At 53.4% G+C, this 15,632-nt stretch carries 18 protein-coding genes; 12 read left to right on the top strand and 6 right to left on the bottom strand.

Features of this window, described 5'->3' with window-relative positions:
* Positions 1-70: 70 nt before the first annotated feature.
* Positions 71-394: a hypothetical protein gene (locus EO763_RS15960; RefSeq protein WP_010301123.1), complete on the top strand. Its 324-nt coding sequence runs from the start codon at positions 71-73 to the stop codon at positions 392-394.
* 125 nt (positions 395-519) lie between these two features.
* Here the strand turns inward: EO763_RS15960 and EO763_RS15955 are convergent, their stop codons facing one another.
* The 4 genes from EO763_RS15955 to suhB form a co-directional block, all read right to left on the bottom strand.
* The gene (locus EO763_RS15955; protein WP_010301120.1) at positions 520-1,320 is read right to left on the bottom strand and encodes an ABC transporter ATP-binding protein; all 801 of its coding nucleotides are present in this window, start codon (positions 1,318-1,320) and stop codon (positions 520-522) included.
* Positions 1,317-2,300 (bottom strand): FecCD family ABC transporter permease, encoded by a 984-nt coding sequence (locus tag EO763_RS15950; protein ID WP_370529541.1) that lies wholly within the window; start codon positions 2,298-2,300, stop codon positions 1,317-1,319. Before EO763_RS15950 ends, EO763_RS15955 begins: the two co-directional genes overlap by 4 nt.
* A gap of 105 nt (positions 2,301-2,405) precedes the next feature.
* The gene (locus tag EO763_RS15945; RefSeq protein ID WP_161529551.1) at positions 2,406-3,524 is read right to left on the bottom strand and encodes an ABC transporter substrate-binding protein; all 1,119 of its coding nucleotides are present in this window, start codon (positions 3,522-3,524) and stop codon (positions 2,406-2,408) included.
* Positions 3,525-3,679: 155 nt separating this feature from the next.
* Positions 3,680-4,483, bottom strand: a complete 804-nt coding sequence (gene suhB / locus EO763_RS15940; RefSeq protein ID WP_039360703.1) for an inositol-1-monophosphatase — start codon at positions 4,481-4,483, stop codon at positions 3,680-3,682.
* Between the two features lie 135 nt (positions 4,484-4,618).
* Between suhB and trmJ the strand changes: the two genes are divergently transcribed.
* From trmJ to sseB, 11 genes are all read left to right on the top strand, one after another.
* Complete coding sequence (gene trmJ / locus EO763_RS15935) at positions 4,619-5,344, top strand: tRNA (cytosine(32)/uridine(32)-2'-O)-methyltransferase TrmJ (protein ID WP_161529550.1); 726 nt, start codon at positions 4,619-4,621, stop codon at positions 5,342-5,344.
* A 119-nt stretch (positions 5,345-5,463) separates the two neighbouring features.
* Positions 5,464-5,958, top strand: a complete 495-nt coding sequence (gene iscR, locus EO763_RS15930; protein WP_161529549.1) for a Fe-S cluster assembly transcriptional regulator IscR — start codon at positions 5,464-5,466, stop codon at positions 5,956-5,958.
* 267 nt (positions 5,959-6,225) lie between these two features.
* Positions 6,226-7,440: an IscS subfamily cysteine desulfurase gene (locus tag EO763_RS15925; protein WP_161529548.1), complete on the top strand. Its 1,215-nt coding sequence runs from the start codon at positions 6,226-6,228 to the stop codon at positions 7,438-7,440.
* 24 nt (positions 7,441-7,464) lie between these two features.
* Positions 7,465-7,851: a Fe-S cluster assembly scaffold IscU gene (iscU, locus tag EO763_RS15920; RefSeq protein WP_005970177.1), complete on the top strand. Its 387-nt coding sequence runs from the start codon at positions 7,465-7,467 to the stop codon at positions 7,849-7,851.
* 80 nt (positions 7,852-7,931) lie between these two features.
* On the top strand, positions 7,932-8,255 hold the full coding sequence (gene iscA, locus EO763_RS15915; protein ID WP_010307854.1) for an iron-sulfur cluster assembly protein IscA: 324 nt from the start codon (positions 7,932-7,934) through the stop codon (positions 8,253-8,255).
* A 71-nt stretch (positions 8,256-8,326) separates the two neighbouring features.
* Complete coding sequence (gene hscB / locus EO763_RS15910) at positions 8,327-8,845, top strand: co-chaperone HscB (RefSeq protein WP_161529547.1); 519 nt, start codon at positions 8,327-8,329, stop codon at positions 8,843-8,845.
* Positions 8,846-8,922: 77 nt separating this feature from the next.
* Positions 8,923-10,773, top strand: coding sequence for a Fe-S protein assembly chaperone HscA (hscA, locus tag EO763_RS15905; protein ID WP_161529546.1), 1,851 nt, complete (start codon positions 8,923-8,925; stop codon positions 10,771-10,773).
* A gap of 1 nt (position 10,774) precedes the next feature.
* Positions 10,775-11,110 carry an ISC system 2Fe-2S type ferredoxin gene (fdx, locus tag EO763_RS15900; protein WP_039475101.1) on the top strand — a complete coding sequence of 112 codons (336 nt, stop codon included), beginning with the start codon at positions 10,775-10,777 and terminating at the stop codon, positions 11,108-11,110.
* A gap of 21 nt (positions 11,111-11,131) precedes the next feature.
* Positions 11,132-11,332, top strand: a complete 201-nt coding sequence (gene iscX, locus EO763_RS15895; RefSeq protein ID WP_010280073.1) for a Fe-S cluster assembly protein IscX — start codon at positions 11,132-11,134, stop codon at positions 11,330-11,332.
* A 339-nt stretch (positions 11,333-11,671) separates the two neighbouring features.
* The gene (gene pepB / locus EO763_RS15890; protein ID WP_161529545.1) at positions 11,672-12,979 is read left to right on the top strand and encodes an aminopeptidase PepB; all 1,308 of its coding nucleotides are present in this window, start codon (positions 11,672-11,674) and stop codon (positions 12,977-12,979) included.
* A 52-nt stretch (positions 12,980-13,031) separates the two neighbouring features.
* Complete coding sequence (gene sseB, locus EO763_RS15885) at positions 13,032-13,826, top strand: enhanced serine sensitivity protein SseB (protein WP_161529544.1); 795 nt, start codon at positions 13,032-13,034, stop codon at positions 13,824-13,826.
* Positions 13,827-13,860: 34 nt separating this feature from the next.
* On the opposite strand, the gene EO763_RS15880 is transcribed toward sseB, so the two are convergent.
* Entirely contained in the window at positions 13,861-14,649 is a 789-nt protein-coding gene (locus EO763_RS15880; RefSeq protein ID WP_039486092.1) for a MurR/RpiR family transcriptional regulator, read from the bottom strand.
* Between the two features lie 41 nt (positions 14,650-14,690).
* Positions 14,691-15,560 carry a 3-mercaptopyruvate sulfurtransferase gene (gene sseA / locus EO763_RS15875; protein ID WP_039532586.1) on the bottom strand — a complete coding sequence of 290 codons (870 nt, stop codon included), beginning with the start codon at positions 15,558-15,560 and terminating at the stop codon, positions 14,691-14,693.
* Positions 15,561-15,632 lie beyond the last annotated feature (72 nt).

The raw sequence follows: 15,632 nt of genomic DNA, 5'->3' as shown, positions 1-15,632 counted from the left end.
GCTGTGCAGTGAGGCAGCATGCGGCTATAGGCTCGATTGACCAGTGGCGAAAGCCAAGGGAGATGACAGTATGGAATCGACTGAGCACAGTGCGGAAAATCTGGGGGATTATGCGTCGCTACTGACGGAATTTGAGCATATGACCGCGTTGCTTACTCAGCTAATGAAAAGCGATTACCGCACGCTTGATCTCTATCTCAATAATTGTAGTCACCTTATTTTGCGATTTACTGCAATTTATAAACTGCTCGATAAACCAGAGTTTGAACATTATCTAAAGCATTATGACGCGGCGCTCTACTACAACGTAAACAGCGTGGGTTTGGCATTGCGTTTGTTTGAGAACATGCTGACGAACATGCGCGATATGCTTGCCTCTGAGCGTTTGTGTTGAATAACGGCAATGCTAAGCGCAGTGAGTACGGTGTGAAAAGGGTCCTGGCGTGGTGAATCCGCGTTGTCGCGTTTGGTAAGGTAAGACGGTGAGGGGACTCACCGTCTAGTCGTATAGAGAAAAGCTTAAATGGTCGGTTCGCTGACCAGCCCGTCGATAATCACCTGCGGCACGCCCTGCGAACAGCGCTCGATGCGTCCGCGTACGCCATAGACCGCTGACAGGCTTTCAGGGCTAATCACCTCGGCCGGTGCGCCATTGGCAATCAAATTACCGTTTTGCAGCATTAATACATGGTCGCCATGACGTAGCGCGATATTGATGTCATGCACCACCACGACGGTGATGATGTTGCGCTTGCGCGTTTCCTTGCGTACCAAATCCATCACGTGGAACTGATAGTTCAGATCGAGTGCACTAAGCGGTTCGTCCAGCAGGAGCAGCGAAGGTTGACGGATCAGCGATTGTGCCAAACCAACCAACTGTTTCTGTCCGCCGGAGAGCTGATCGAGATAGCTCAACGCCAGATGTTCAATGCCTAACTGACGCAGCAGGCTCATCACTTCATCCTGCTTTTCGGCGTTGTGCATGCCGCCGGACGCGCGTTGTGCGACGATAATCGATTCCAGCACGTGCAGGTGAACGCCGGCTGGCAAGGATTGCGGCAAATAAACGACTTTTTCCGCCCGCTGAGCAAAAGGCAATGTCATCAGATTGGTGTCATCCAACCACAGTTCGCCTTCGGAAGCATTCAGACCTGCCATTGCACGCAACAGCGTTGATTTACCGCTGCCGTTGGGGCCGAGCAGCACGGTAATTTTCCCGCGCGGCAGCTGCGGGACGGACAGATCGCGAATCACCTGACGCTTGGGGTAACCGGCGCGAAAGTGGGAAAGGCGTAATCCAGAAGAGGTTTGCTGGTTCATACGTTTCCTCTGTGGCGCAGGATGATACTCAGGAAGAAGGGGACGCCAACCAGTGATGTGACGATCCCGACCGGGATAATGACGCCGGGGATGAGGTTTTTCGAGGCAACGGATGCCATCGACAGCACCAGCGCGCCAGTTAACGCACTGGCAGGCAGATAGAAGCGGTGGTCTTCACCGAAAATCATACGTGCGATATGCGGAGCAACCAGACCGATAAAGCCGATGGGGCCAACAAATGCGACCGAAATGGCGGACAAAATACTGATGCGCAGCAGCGTCGCCAGACGCAGGCGGCGGACGTTAATGCCAAAACTAACGGCGCGATCTTCACCCAACCGCAGCGCGGTCAGCTTCCATGAGCTCATCAGTGAAATTGGCATCACGATAGCCAGCACCAGCAGCAGGATGCCCAATTTTTCCCACGAGGCACGGGCCAGACTGCCCATCGTCCAGAACACCAGACCTTGTAGCGTGTCTTCGTTGGCGATGAACTGGAGCATGGATACCAGCGCGTTGAAGGTGAACACCAGCGCGATACCGAACAGCACGACGCCGGAGGTCGCGACCTGCGTCCAGCGCGTAATGCCATCAAGCAGCAACGCGGCCAGCAGCGCAAAGATAAAGGCGTTTGCGGAGATAAACCACTGAGCCGGAATACCGGGGATACCGATACCGAGGACGATAGCCAGCGCGGCGCCGAATGCGGCGGCGGAAGAAACGCCGAGCGTAAACGGACTGGCTAGCGGGTTGTTCAGGATAGTTTGCATTTCTGCACCGGCCAGACCAAGTGACAGTCCGACCACGATAGCCATCAGTGCGTAAGGCAGACGAATATCCCAAACGATCACGCGCGTACCGGCATCGGCGCTGGCCGGATCGGTCAGCGTCTGCCAAAGCACATCAAGCGTCAGCCCTGAAGGCCCCATCGTGAAATCCAGCAACAACGAGCCGATGATGATCAACAGCAGTATCGCCATAACACCCACGCGGCGTCGAATAATGCCGCGATAGTTGTCCATAATGGTGTTGGCATCCGCGGCAGTATTGCGGATACCCGGTTCAGTGGTTGTACTCATGAAAAATTACTCACCTTGTTTCCAGGCAAAGATAAAGTCACTGTCAGGCAGCGAGGTAAAATTCTGAATGATATGGTGATACGTGTCATCAGGATTCAGGCTGGAAAACGCCTGAGGATAAATGTCCTTTGCCAGATACTCCATACCAACAATGTTGTAAGGATGGTTGTAGAAATGGTGGTAAACGCCGTAAACGTGTTTCGCCTGAACGGCCGGAATTTGGCTGATGCCAGTGCGGTTTAGCAGCGTAGTAGCCTGATTACGAACGTCTTCTACGCTGGCGCCATAGCCTAACGGCAGTACTTGGCTGTTACCACGCTTAGAGCCTGTCATAATGTAGACGTCAGGTTTCATGCTGATAATTTTTTCCAGTGAGACAAAGCCTGACGCGCCCGGCAGTAAATCCGAACCAATATTTTTCGCGCCGACCGCTTCAATCAATCCGCCCCAACCATTGTGGCCGTGCGTGAAGCAGCAGGAATCGGAATTGCCGGCGATAGCTTCAATAAAGACGCTGGGTTTCGGGGTGATTGCAGCGGTTTTCTGCTGAATAGCATCGAAGTGTTGACGATAAAAATCGGTATACGCTTTGGCATTAGCTTCACGATTCAGAACTTTACCCAGTAGGTCGATACTGGATGCCGTATCTTTAGCCGGATTTATTTCATAATCGACAAACAGTACAGGAATGTTCAGCGCGCTGAGCTTGTCGACCACGCCGCTTTCCGTCAGCGCTGCTTTGGCACGTAACTGGGCAACCATCAGATCCGGCTGTTTTGACAGCACGCTTTCCAGATCAACGTTGCCTTTGTCACTGAATCCCATATCCAGAATACCGACGGACTGTGGCCACTTTCCTTTCAGCATGTCCCAGGTTGCCGTGTCCTGCTTTTTCGCTAGATTGTTCCAAGCGACCAGACGCTGAAAGGGATTATCGCGGTCAAGCAATGCCATCGTCATAATATCGCGCCCATCTTGCAGAATGATGCGCTGTGGCTCTTGTTTAATGGTTACACTTCTGCCGTCGAAATCGGTGACAGTAAGAGGATATTGGGTGGCGTAGCTGAAAAGGGGGGCGGTGAAGAGTGCAGTTAGAAAGAACGATCTTACTGATTTTCTTAACATGGTGGCAATCCTAGTTCACAATCTATCAGTGTAATGAGTTTGATAGTTATTATCGTATAAGGATAAACAATGCGTATACAGGATTCATATGTAAAGAAAAATAACAACTCCGGCCCTGTTTCATTTTTATGTAAGTGGGCCGGAGTCGGTTGAGATTAGCGTTTCAGCGCGTCGCTCAGTTCTTCACGGATAGTGCCCAAAATGGATTTCACCACACGCGGGTTGCCTGCAACCAGATTGCCGGATGTTAGATAGTTATGGCCGCCAACGAAATCTGTCACGATCCCGCCAGCTTCACGTACCAACAGCTCGCCACCGGCAAAATCCCATGGCTTCAGGCCGATCTCAAAGAAACCGTCAACGCGACCCGCGGCCACATAGGCCAGATCCAGTGCAGCAGAGCCCGTGCGACGGAAATCTGCACAATGAGTGAACAGCGCGCCGATGACGTTGATATAGCTTTTGCTGTGCTGTTTTAATTTGAAGGGGAAGCCTGTTGCCAGTACGGTGCCTTCAAGATCGCGGGCAGTGCTGCTGCGCAGACGGTAGCCGTTCAGCTGTGCGCCTTGGCCACGGGTCGCGGTAAACAGTTCATTACGCATAGGATCGTAAACAACGGCAACTTCGGTACGGCCTTTAATGCGGACCGCGATAGAAACAGCGAAGTGAGGTAAACGTTTGATGAAGTTGGTGGTGCCATCCAGAGGATCGATAACCCATTGTACTGCCGGATCTTCGCCAACCAGCTCGCCACATTCTTCACCAATAATGGTGTGCTGTGGGTAAGACTTACGGATGACTTCAACGATCAGACGTTCTGCATCCCGATCAACGTTGGTCACAAAATCGTTGCTGCCTTTCTGGCTAGCTTCGACGGCGTCTGGCGTTTCATAGTTTTTGGCAATTAAATTACCGGCTTTACGCGCAGCGCGTATAGCGATGTTGAGCATCGGATGCATGGTATCGGTCCACTGGAATGTTAAAGAACGGAAAGCGGCGCAGAGTATAGCAGGAGAAAAGTCAAATAGCGAAGTTTGTGTTAGAGTACGGCGGTTTCCTTTTCGCACGACTTCCTTTCGCACAATAGAGTACATATGTTAGACAATATTCGCATTGTTCTGGTTGAAACGTCGCACACTGGCAATATGGGGTCAGTGGCCAGGGCGATGAAAACCATGGGATTAAGCAAGCTTTATTTGGTCAACCCATTGGTGAAGCCTGATTCGCAGGCAATTGCGTTGGCGGCAGGTGCCAGCGATGTTATCGGCAATGCCACCATTGTGGATTCGTTCGATCAGGCGCTCGAAGGGTGTGGTCTGGTCGTTGGCACCAGCGCACGTTCTCGAACCTTACCTTGGCCGATGCTGGAACCGCGTGAGTGCGGCGTTCGTAGCGCGCAGGAAGCGGAACACGCGCCGGTCGCGCTGGTGTTTGGTCGTGAACGCGTGGGGCTGACGAATGAGGAGCTTCAGAAATGCCATTATCACGTGGCGATTCCTGCGAACCCGGAATACAGCTCGCTCAATCTGGCAATGGCGGTACAGATCATTGCTTATGAAGTGCGCATCGCACATTTGGATCGCTTACAGGCTGGGCAGCCGGAACACGAAGAATCGGCGTACCCGCTGGTCGACGATCTGGAGCGATTTTATCAGCATCTTGAACAGACGCTGCTGCAAACCGGATTTATCCGACCAGCACATCAAGGGCAGGTGATGAACAAACTGCGTCGCCTGTTTACCCGCGCCAGGCCTGAAAGTCAGGAACTGAATATCCTGCGTGGGATACTGAGTTCGGTACAAAAAACACACGACGAATAATACTTGAGTGTTTTACTCGGTTAAATAGTTGACTAAAACACTCAGGAATGTCAGACTCGCGGTATGTTCTGCCAATACATGTTTTCATAATACATGTTTTATCTACAGGTACTACTATCATGAGACTGACATCCAAAGGCCGTTACGCCGTTACCGCCATGCTCGATGTGGCTCTGCACTCCCAGGAAGGACCCGTTCCATTGGCGGATATTTCTGAACGTCAGGGTATTTCACTGTCTTACCTGGAGCAGCTGTTTTCGCGCCTGCGCAAGAACGGACTGGTTGCCAGCGTTCGTGGCCCAGGCGGCGGTTACCTGCTGGGTAAAAGCGCGAATGAAATCGCTGTTGGTATGGTCATTTCGGCTGTCGATGAATCTGTTGATGCAACGCGTTGCCAAGGCCGCGAAGGCTGTCAGGGTGGCGATCGCTGCCTGACGCACACGCTGTGGCGCGATCTGAGCGACCGTATTACCGACTTCCTGAATAACATCACGCTGGATGAGCTGGTGAACAATAAGGAAGTACTGAACGTTGCGGATCGTCAGGATGCTGACACGCGCCGCACTGCCAACGGACGTATCCAGGAAACGATCAACGTTAACCTGCGCGCCTGATACACCTTCAACGTGACGAGCACCCTTACTCGTCACGTTTTGCCTTTCCGATAGCCGCATAATCCTGACCACATTACTCAATGTGGTGTTGGCGTTAGTCCGACTGTCACGGCGTGTTCTGACGATAATGTGTTCCGACGATAAATTGTTCCAACGATAACATCGTCAGATTTTTTGCATTGGCCCGAGAGGTTGCGGGTATAAACAACCTGTCAATAAAACAAAACGCATTGTACGTTTTGAAGTGATGTACGGAGTTTATGAGCAATGAAGTTACCTATCTATCTTGATTATTCAGCTACCACGCCGGTTGACCCGCGCGTCGCTGAGAAAATGATGCAGTGTTTGACGTTGGACGGTACGTTCGGTAACCCGGCTTCCCGTTCCCACCGTTTTGGCTGGCAGGCGGAAGAGGCGGTTGATATCGCCCGTAACCAAATTGCCGAACTGGTCGGTGCCGACCCACGTGAGATCGTCTTCACGTCAGGCGCGACCGAAGCCGATAACCTCGCAATTAAAGGTGTTGCCAACTTCTATCAGAAGAAGGGCAAGCACATCATCACCAGTAAGACCGAACACAAAGCCGTGTTGGATACCTGCCGTCAACTCGAACGCGAAGGCTTTGAGGTGACTTATCTGGCCCCGCAGCGCAACGGGATTATCGATCTGGCTGAACTCGAAGCGGCAATGCGTGAGGACACCATTCTGGTCTCCATCATGCATGTCAACAATGAAATCGGCGTTGTGCAGGATATCGCTGCTATCGGTGACATGTGCCGTAGCCGGGGCATCGTGTTCCATGTTGATGCCACGCAGAGCGTAGGCAAGCTGCCTATCGATCTCAACCAGTTAAAAGTGGATCTGATGTCTTTCTCCGGCCATAAAATCTATGGGCCGAAGGGAATCGGGGCACTGTATGTTCGTCGTAAACCCCGTATTCGTCTCGAAGCGCAGATGCACGGCGGCGGCCATGAGCGCGGTATGCGTTCTGGCACTCTGCCTGTGCACCAAATTGTCGGCATGGGTGAAGCCTACCGCATCGCGAAAGAAGAGATGACCGCAGAAATGGATCGCCTGCGCACGCTGCGCGATCGTCTGTGGAACGGTATTAATGATATTGAAGAAGTCTACCTGAATGGTGATATCGAGCAGGGCGTGCCCACTATCCTGAACGTCAGCTTCAACTATGTTGAAGGTGAATCGCTGATTATGGCGCTCAAGGATCTGGCGGTATCGTCCGGTTCTGCCTGTACGTCGGCCAGTCTGGAGCCCTCCTACGTGTTACGTGCGCTGGGCATGAATGATGAGCTGGCACATAGCTCGATCCGTTTCTCGCTGGGGCGTTTTACCACCGAAGAAGAGATCGACTACACCATCGAGCTGGTACGTAAATCCATCGGTCGTCTGCGCGATCTTTCTCCGTTGTGGGAAATGTTCAAGCAGGGCGTGGATATCAGCAGCATCGAGTGGGCGCATCATTAATTCACTAGAGCGGGGACGACTATCATGGCTTACAGCGAAAAAGTAATTGATCACTATGAAAACCCACGCAATGTGGGTTCGTTTGACAACGCCGATCCGTCTATCGGCAGCGGCATGGTCGGCGCGCCAGCGTGCGGCGATGTGATGAAGTTGCAGATAAAAGTCAACAATGAGGGTATCATCGAAGATGCCCGCTTCAAGACATACGGTTGTGGTTCTGCCATTGCCTCCAGCTCGCTGGTCACCGAGTGGGTAAAAGGCAAATCGCTGAATGAAGCTGAAGCGATTAAGAACACGCAGATTGCCGAAGAGCTTGAGCTACCGCCAGTGAAGATTCACTGCTCCATTCTGGCGGAAGACGCTATCAAAGCAGCGATTGCGGATTACAAAAGTAAACGCGACGCGCAGTAATCTCTGCGGCTGAACTCGTCGGGGCACCGTTTATCTCGGTGCCTGATTCCGTCGAGGTGGCGAACGATCGAGGTAACAGTATGTCGATTTCTCTGAGCGAAAGTGCGGCACAACGCGTGAGTGCTTTCATCGCAAACCGGGGCAAAGGCCTCGGGCTGCGTCTTGGCGTACGGACATCCGGCTGTTCCGGTATGGCGTATGTGCTGGAGTTTGTTGATGATTTGAACGACGGTGATACGGTCTTTGAAGATAAAGGCGTCAAAGTCATCGTGGACGGCAAAAGTCTGGTCTATCTTGACGGAACCGAATTGGATTTCGTCAAAGAAGGGCTGAACGAAGGCTTTAAGTTCAATAATCCGAACATTTCCGGCGAATGTGGTTGCGGCGAAAGTTTCAACGTCTGACCCCTCTTGGGTAGTGAACGTGCGATCGATTAATGGCCTGCGCTGCTACCCAGAACTCCCAGAGTACCACTATGGATTACTTTACGTTATTCGGGCTGCCCATTCGCTATGATGTGGATGGCGGCCTGCTTGCATCCCGTTTTCAGGATTTGCAGCGGCAGTTCCATCCTGACCGTTATGCTGCCAGCCCAGAGCGAGAACGTATGCTGGCGGTGCAGCAGGCGGCGACAATCAATAACGCCTATCAGACGCTCAAGCATCCGCTGAAACGCGCGGAGTATATGCTGTCGCTGCACGGTTTTGATGTGAACAACGAACAGCATACGATGAAGGACACGGCATTCCTGATGGAACAGCTGGAACTGCGCGAAGAGTTGGAGACGATCTCACAGCGACCCGATGCGGATGAGGCGCTAACGGCCTTCGCGGAGCGGTTGCAGGCAACGATCGTTAAGCGTCGTTCGCATATGCGTAATGAACTCGATAATGAGACGTGGACAGACGCTGCGGATACCGTGCGCAAGCTACGCTTTTTAGACAAGCTCCAGCAACAGGTTGAAGAATTCGAAGAACAATTGCTGGACAGATAACTGGTTAATCCGGCGGGAAACCCGATGGTGTGATTACCATACCGGTTTTTTCGCCAGCCAATTGATGGAAGCTCAATATGGCCTTATTACAAATTAGTGAGCCTGGCCTTAGCGCCGCGCCGCACCAGCGCCGTCTGGCTGTCGGTATTGATTTAGGCACGACCCATTCTCTTGTTGCTACCGTACGCAGCGGCGAAGCGCAGACGCTGGCGGATAGCGACGGACGCGACCTGCTGCCGTCTGTTGTCCACTATCGTCACGATGGCCACAGCGTCGGCTGGCACGCGCGCGACAATGCTGCCCACGATCTGGAAAATACCGTCAGTTCAGTCAAACGCCTGATGGGGCGTTCTCTGGACGATATTCAGCAGCGTTACCCGCATTTACCCTATCGCTTTCATGCCAGCGATAACGGTCTGCCGCTGATTCAGACGTCGGCCGGCAACCTCAATCCTGTACAGGTATCGGCGGATATTTTGTCCGCGCTGGCTGCGCGTGCGGAAGCGGCGTTAGGCGGTGTGCCTGATGGCGTGGTGATTACCGTTCCCGCCTATTTTGATGACGCACAGCGTCAGGGCACCAAAGATGCGGCACGTCTGGCTGGGCTGCACGTCTTACGCCTACTGAACGAGCCGACCGCGGCCGCGATTGCCTACGGGCTGGATTCCGGTAAAGAGGGCGTGATCGCCATTTACGATCTGGGCGGCGGTACCTTTGATATTTCCATTCTGCGCTTAAGTCGTGGCGTCTTTGAAGTGCTGGCGACGGGCGGCGATTCTGCATTGGGCGGTGATGATTTCGATCATCTGCTGGCGGAGTGGCTGCGTGAGCAGGCGGATATTGACGATCGTGACGATCGCCAGTTGGATCATGCCTTTCGTGATGCGGCGGTGAAAGCCAAGATTGCGCTAAGCCGCGCCGAGTCAGCCTGTGTAGATGTGGCAGGCTGGCAAGGTGACGTGACCCGCGAGCAGTTTAATTCACTGATCGCGCAATTGGTGAAACGCACGCTGCTGTCCTGCCGTCGTACGCTGAAAGACGCGGGGCTGACGGCAGAAGACGTGCTGGAAGTCGTGATGGTGGGCGGATCGACGCGTGTTCCACTGGTGCGCGAGCAGGTGGGAACGTTTTTTGGCCGCACGCCGCTGACGTCGATCGATCCAGACAAGGTTGTGGCTATCGGCGCGGCGATTCAGGCGGATATTCTGGTGGGCAACAAGCCAGACAGCGACATGCTGCTGCTGGATGTGATCCCCTTATCGCTGGGGCTGGAGACGATGGGTGGGCTGGTGGAAAAAATCATTCCGCGCAATACCACGATCCCGGTTGCCCGCGCACAGGAATTCACCACCTTCAAAGACGGCCAGAGCGGCATGATGATCCACGTCTTGCAAGGCGAACGCGAAATGGTGGCGGATTGCCGCTCGCTTGCACGCTTCTCACTGCGCGGCCTGCCGCCGCTGCCGGCTGGTGGGGCTCACATTCGCGTGACCTTTCAGGTCGATGCGGATGGCTTGCTGAGCGTGACGGCGATGGAGAAATCGACGAGCGTTGAGGCATCCATTCAGGTGAAACCGTCATACGGTTTGAGCGATACGGAAATTGCCACGATGATCACCGACTCGATGCTGAATGCGAAGGAAGATGTCGGCGCGCGTCGGCTGGCAGAGCAAAAAGTGGAGGCGGCACGCGTGCTGGAAAGCTTGCAAAGTGCGCTGATGGCCGACGCAGAATTATTGAACCATGACGAAAAAGGCATCATTGTCGCGGCATCCGAACACCTGCATACGATGATGCAGGGAAGCGATCCCGTGGCGATTGAAGCCGCGATTAAAACAGTCGATCAACAAACCCAGGAATTCGCCGCTCGTCGCATGGATGCCTCTATCCGTCGCGCGCTGGCAGGCCATTCTGTGGATGAGGTGTAACATGCCTAAAATAGTTTTTTTACCGCATCAGGACCTGTGCCCTGAAGGGGCGGTTTTGGAAGCGGAACGCGGTGAAAGCATTTTGGAAGTCGCCCTGCGTAACGGTATTGACGTTGAACACGCCTGCGAGAAATCCTGTGCTTGCACCACTTGCCATTGCATCGTGCGCGAAGGTTTTGACTCGTTGGTGGAAAGTACGGAAGAAGAAGACGACATGCTGGATAAGGCCTGGGGTCTGGAGCCGGAAAGCCGTCTGGGCTGTCAGGCGCGTATCGCCGGGGACGATCTGGTTGTCGAGATCCCGCGCTACACGATCAACCACGCACGCGAGCATTGATCTGAATAAGGAGAAACCGCGATGGGATTAAAATGGACAGACAGCCGGGCTATCGGCGAAGCGCTTTACGACCAGTTTCCCGATCTCGATCCGAAAACCGTGCGTTTCACGGACATGCACCAGTGGATCTGCGAGCTGGATGAATTTGACGATCGACCGGACGCTTCCAATGAAAAAATTCTGGAAGCGATCCTGCTGGTCTGGTTAGATGAAGCAGAATAGAAAGATTACGGGGCTGCCTTGGGTGGCCCGTTTTATTCTCGTGCCAAAATTCGTAACATTTGCATGTCATGATGCACCGTTTATTTATCTGCAAACTGAGTATTTATAAGCGAGAGCGTTTATATACCCTAAATAATTCGAGTTTCAGGAAGGCGGCAAACGAAGGAATCCCGATGAGCTTACTCAGGTAAGTGATTCGGGTGACTGAATGCAGCCAACGCATATGAAACTTGAAGTATGACGGGTATAAACACGCATTGATAAGCAGAATGTCTGCAAATATGAACATCACCTGCAAACATGAAAAGTGGCAGGAATACCTATTATCGGAGAAGCACTATGACGAACAATACCATGCTGATTTCACTCTCCACTCAACCTGCTGACGCGCGCTGGGGAGAAAAAGCGACGCTGAGTGTGAATGAGCAGGGTTTTACCATTCATGCAGGGGCGTCCCTGAATGGCAAAGCTGCACTGGCGGTGATCCAACGTGCTGCCCGCAAAATTGATGGGCAGGGGATTAAACACGTTAAGTTAGCGGGTGAAGGCTGGGATCTGGCAAACAGCTGGGCATTCTGGCTGGGATATCGCGGGCCGAAAGGGCAAAGAACGGTTGAATGGGCGGAACTGAACGACGCCGACAAGCAAGAGCTGAAGGCTCGCCTGAAGATTGTAGACTGGGTGCGTGACACCATTAACCTGCCTGCTGAAGATTTGGGGCCAGAGCAACTGGCGACCCGCGCGGTCGATCTGCTGTGTGACGTAGCCTGTGATGCCGTCAGCTACCGCATCACCAAAGGTGAAGATCTGCGTGAACAGAATTATGCCGGTCTGCACACGGTGGGTCGCGGTTCTGAACGTCAGCCAGTGCTGCTGGCGCTGGACTATAACCCAACGGGCAACCCGGATGCGCCAGTGTTCGCTTGTCTGGTCGGTAAAGGTATTACGTTTGATACCGGCGGCTACAGCTTGAAACCCAGCAGTTCTATGGATTCCATGAAATCGGACATGGGCGGCGCGGCCACCCTGACGGGCGCACTGGCGCTGGCGGCGGCGCGTGGTTTGCAACAGCGCGTGAAGCTGTACCTGTGCTGCGCGGACAACATGGTGAGCGGCAATGCATTCCGACTGGGCGACATCATTCGCTACCGCAACGGTAAAACGGTTGAGGTAATGAACACCGATGCGGAAGGGCGTTTGGTGCTAGCGGATGGCCTGATCGATGCTTCTGAGCAGAATCCACAGTGGATTATCGACTGCGCAACGCTGACGGGCGCAGCAAAAACGGCGCTGGGCAATGACTATCACGCGCTGTTCAGCTTCGATGATGAGCTGGTGGCAGCATTGCAGGAAAGTGCGAAAGAAGAAAACGAACCATTCTGGCGTCTGCCGTTGGAAGAGTTCCATCGCAGTCATCTGCCGTCCAGCTTTGCGGATCTGAATAATATTGCCAGTGGTGCACACACGGCTGGTGCCAGCACGGCAGCGGCTTTCCTGTCGCACTTTGTGAAAAATTACCAGCAGGGCTGGCTGCACATTGACTGTTCCGCGACGTACCGTAAAGGCGCGGTAGAGCAGTGGGCGACGGGCGCAACGGGGCTCGGCGTACGCACGCTGGCTAACCTCCTGCTGAGCAACGCCAAATAGTCGGTTCAGGCCTTAAAGCGTCGGTTTTTAACGTAATCATGTTGAGGAAAGTATGGAGTTTTCGCCACGTAATAAACTGGAAGAAGTGTTGATTCTGGCTGCAACGGAACCCGCGCATCGTCCTGAGTTTTTCAGTGAACTGATGGAAGCCACGGTGTTTGTGCTGGGCACTACCGATGACGGGGATGAATCCGGTGAGGTGGTGTTGCACGCGGGCAGTAATGTGAACATCCAACACTGGGAAAAAGACGATGGCTCATCCGCTATTCCTTTCTTCTCTTCTCTGGAAGCATTACAGAGCGTGATTACGGAAGAAGCGCCTTTTCTGGCGCTACCGACGCGTTCGCTGTTTGAAATGACGCAGGGCGTCACGCTGTTCCTCAATCCTAAGTTGCCGTATGGCAAAGAGTTTTTGCCACAGGAAGTTGAACATATTCTGTCTGGTGAAAGTAACGGCTTTGTTCAGCAACGCGTTGTTGAAGAAGAGATGCAGGTCATACTGAGCCAGCCAGCTGAGATGCCAGCACAGATGATTGATTCCCTGACGCAGCTATTTACCAAACATCGCCATGTAAAACGCGCGTTTTTGGCGCAGATTCAGGAACCGGGTGAAGAGCAACCGCACCTGCTGATTGGTATTGATGCCGATCAGGATGAAGAAACCATCATCCGTGAAGCGGGCAGCGTCGCCAGCGATACGTTGCCAGATGAGCGTCCTGTCGACCTGTGTCTGGTGAAAGAAGGCGAGCCGGGCATCAGCCACTACATGATTAAGCACTCCACGCCGTTCTACGAGCGCAAGTGGGGGAGTTTCCTGAGGGAGTTTAAGGCCACCGGCAACGTCTGATACTGGGTGTCAATTTGATACAGGCAACGGCGGATTACGATTTTTCCGCCGTTGCCTGCAACAGCAGTAAATCGATCAGCATCACCAGATTCGATTCAAATGAGCTAATCTCACCGGCTTCCGCCGCATAGTGAACCGCATCATCGTAGAGCCGGAAGTGTAAATCGGCTAACTCGCCTAACGAATTCAACGACGCGCGGGTAAACGCGATCACCTTCATGCCAATGTTTTTGGCGATACGCGCCTTATCCAATACCTGCTCGGTTTCCCCACTGCGAGAGATGGCGATAAACACCTGATATTTCGGCGCGTTATTGAGAAAAATGCCTCGGCTATCTCCTAACCCAGAGGAGAAGGCATCTTTCCCCAGCACCTGTAGTTTCTTCGCCAAATATTCGGCAAACAGATGGGAAAACCCCGCGCCGTAGAGGAAAAAGTGGCTTTCCTGCCGCAGGATAGCGCTGAAAGCGGCCCTATCCTGATGGCTAATGTAGGCAAACGTACGCTGATAATTGTCGATAAAATGCTGGAAAGCATCAGGAAGCGAAGCGTCATTGGGCGTAACGACAGGCGAGGGGGCAAGACGTGGATTGTCCGTGAGCAGCGTTTTGCAGTGATAAATGAATTCACTGTAGCCGCTAAAGCCGATTTTCTGGCATAGCCGCATGATCGTTGCCGTGGAAACATAGGTTTTCTGCGCCAGCTCCCGCACCGTGATTTTGCCTATCAGTGATGAATGTTCGGCGATAAAAGCTAGCACGCGATATTCCGCGCGCGTCAGCGCCTGACCGTGCTGCATTAAGGATGCCAGCCGATTATCCACCTACTACTCCTGACCAACAGGCGCTAAAACACCGAGCGAGATTAATCACGCGCAATGGGAACATCATCGCGGCTACCCCAATCGCTCCACGAACCATCGTACAGCGTCACATTCGGGACATTTAACTGCGTCAGCGCCAGCACGACGACAGATGCCGTTACGCCGGAGCCACAGCTGGCGACGATAGGACGAGTGAAATCCACACCGTGCTTATGAAGAATGGTTGCCAGTTCGGCATTGGGTTTTAGCGCACCATGGCTCACTAAATCGGTCCACGGCACGTTCAGGCTGTTGGGAATATGGCCGCGATGCAGGCCGGGGCGCGGTTCATCCACTTCAGCATTAAAACGCGGAGCGGGGCGGGCATCGACGATCTGTTCTGATTTATCCCGACAGATGGAAAGCACGTCATCGCGTGAGCGAATGGCGTTTTCATCCAGCGTAGCGTGGAACGTCGTTGGTTTTGGTGTCACATCACCCTGTTCCAGCGGTAGGTTCTGTGCTGTCCAGCCCGCCAGACCACCGCTCAGGATTGAAAGGGATGTCGCGCCGAAGGTGTGCAGCATCCACCACGCACGCGGCGCGGAGAAGAGGTTGCCTTCATCGTAAATCACCAAATGCTGCTGGTTATCGATCCCCAACTCGCCCATTGCGCGTGCGAAGTCTTCGCGCGTTGGCATCATATGTGGCAGGTCGGTGCTGTGATCGGATAGCGCTTCAATATCAAAAAAAACCGCGCCAGGCAGATGACCGGCGCGGTATTCAGCATGAATATCACGGGTGGCGTTGCCAGGAGGCAACATGCGGGCATCGATGAGCGTGATGCTGCTGTCATTCAGGTGGCTGGCAAGCCAGTCTGCGGAGACAAACCGTTCATGAGAAACGGGCAAATCAGAAGACGATGCTGACATAGATCCTCCACGTTGGGGCCGACGAATTCGACCCCGAATCTATCATTGATGTGCAATGATAGATTCATTGTC

It is taken from the genome of Pectobacterium odoriferum (assembly GCF_009931295.1).
GTDB lineage: Bacteria > Pseudomonadota > Gammaproteobacteria > Enterobacterales > Enterobacteriaceae > Pectobacterium > Pectobacterium odoriferum.
The sequence above is the reverse complement of the archived record's forward strand: the minus strand, read 5'-3'. Positions and strand labels throughout refer to the sequence as shown.

Coding starts and splice junctions, on each gene's coding strand:
- EO763_RS15955 (WP_010301120.1), bottom strand. CDS start 1,320: ATGAACCAGCAAACCTCTTCTGGATTACGCCTTTCCCACTTTCGCGCC.
- sseB (WP_161529544.1), top strand. CDS start 13,032: ATGGAGTTTTCGCCACGTAATAAACTGGAAGAAGTGTTGATTCTGGCT.
- hscB (WP_161529547.1), top strand. CDS start 8,327: ATGGATTACTTTACGTTATTCGGGCTGCCCATTCGCTATGATGTGGAT.
- suhB (WP_039360703.1), bottom strand. CDS start 4,483: ATGCATCCGATGCTCAACATCGCTATACGCGCTGCGCGTAAAGCCGGT.
- EO763_RS15950 (WP_370529541.1), bottom strand. CDS start 2,300: ATGGCGATACTGCTGTTGATCATCATCGGCTCGTTGTTGCTGGATTTC.
- EO763_RS15945 (WP_161529551.1), bottom strand. CDS start 3,524: ATGTTAAGAAAATCAGTAAGATCGTTCTTTCTAACTGCACTCTTCACC.
- trmJ (WP_161529550.1), top strand. CDS start 4,619: ATGTTAGACAATATTCGCATTGTTCTGGTTGAAACGTCGCACACTGGC.
- iscX (WP_010280073.1), top strand. CDS start 11,132: ATGGGATTAAAATGGACAGACAGCCGGGCTATCGGCGAAGCGCTTTAC.
- iscR (WP_161529549.1), top strand. CDS start 5,464: ATGAGACTGACATCCAAAGGCCGTTACGCCGTTACCGCCATGCTCGAT.
- iscU (WP_005970177.1), top strand. CDS start 7,465: ATGGCTTACAGCGAAAAAGTAATTGATCACTATGAAAACCCACGCAAT.
- pepB (WP_161529545.1), top strand. CDS start 11,672: ATGACGAACAATACCATGCTGATTTCACTCTCCACTCAACCTGCTGAC.
- fdx (WP_039475101.1), top strand. CDS start 10,775: ATGCCTAAAATAGTTTTTTTACCGCATCAGGACCTGTGCCCTGAAGGG.
- sseA (WP_039532586.1), bottom strand. CDS start 15,560: ATGTCAGCATCGTCTTCTGATTTGCCCGTTTCTCATGAACGGTTTGTC.
- hscA (WP_161529546.1), top strand. CDS start 8,923: ATGGCCTTATTACAAATTAGTGAGCCTGGCCTTAGCGCCGCGCCGCAC.
- EO763_RS15925 (WP_161529548.1), top strand. CDS start 6,226: ATGAAGTTACCTATCTATCTTGATTATTCAGCTACCACGCCGGTTGAC.
- iscA (WP_010307854.1), top strand. CDS start 7,932: ATGTCGATTTCTCTGAGCGAAAGTGCGGCACAACGCGTGAGTGCTTTC.
- EO763_RS15960 (WP_010301123.1), top strand. CDS start 71: ATGGAATCGACTGAGCACAGTGCGGAAAATCTGGGGGATTATGCGTCG.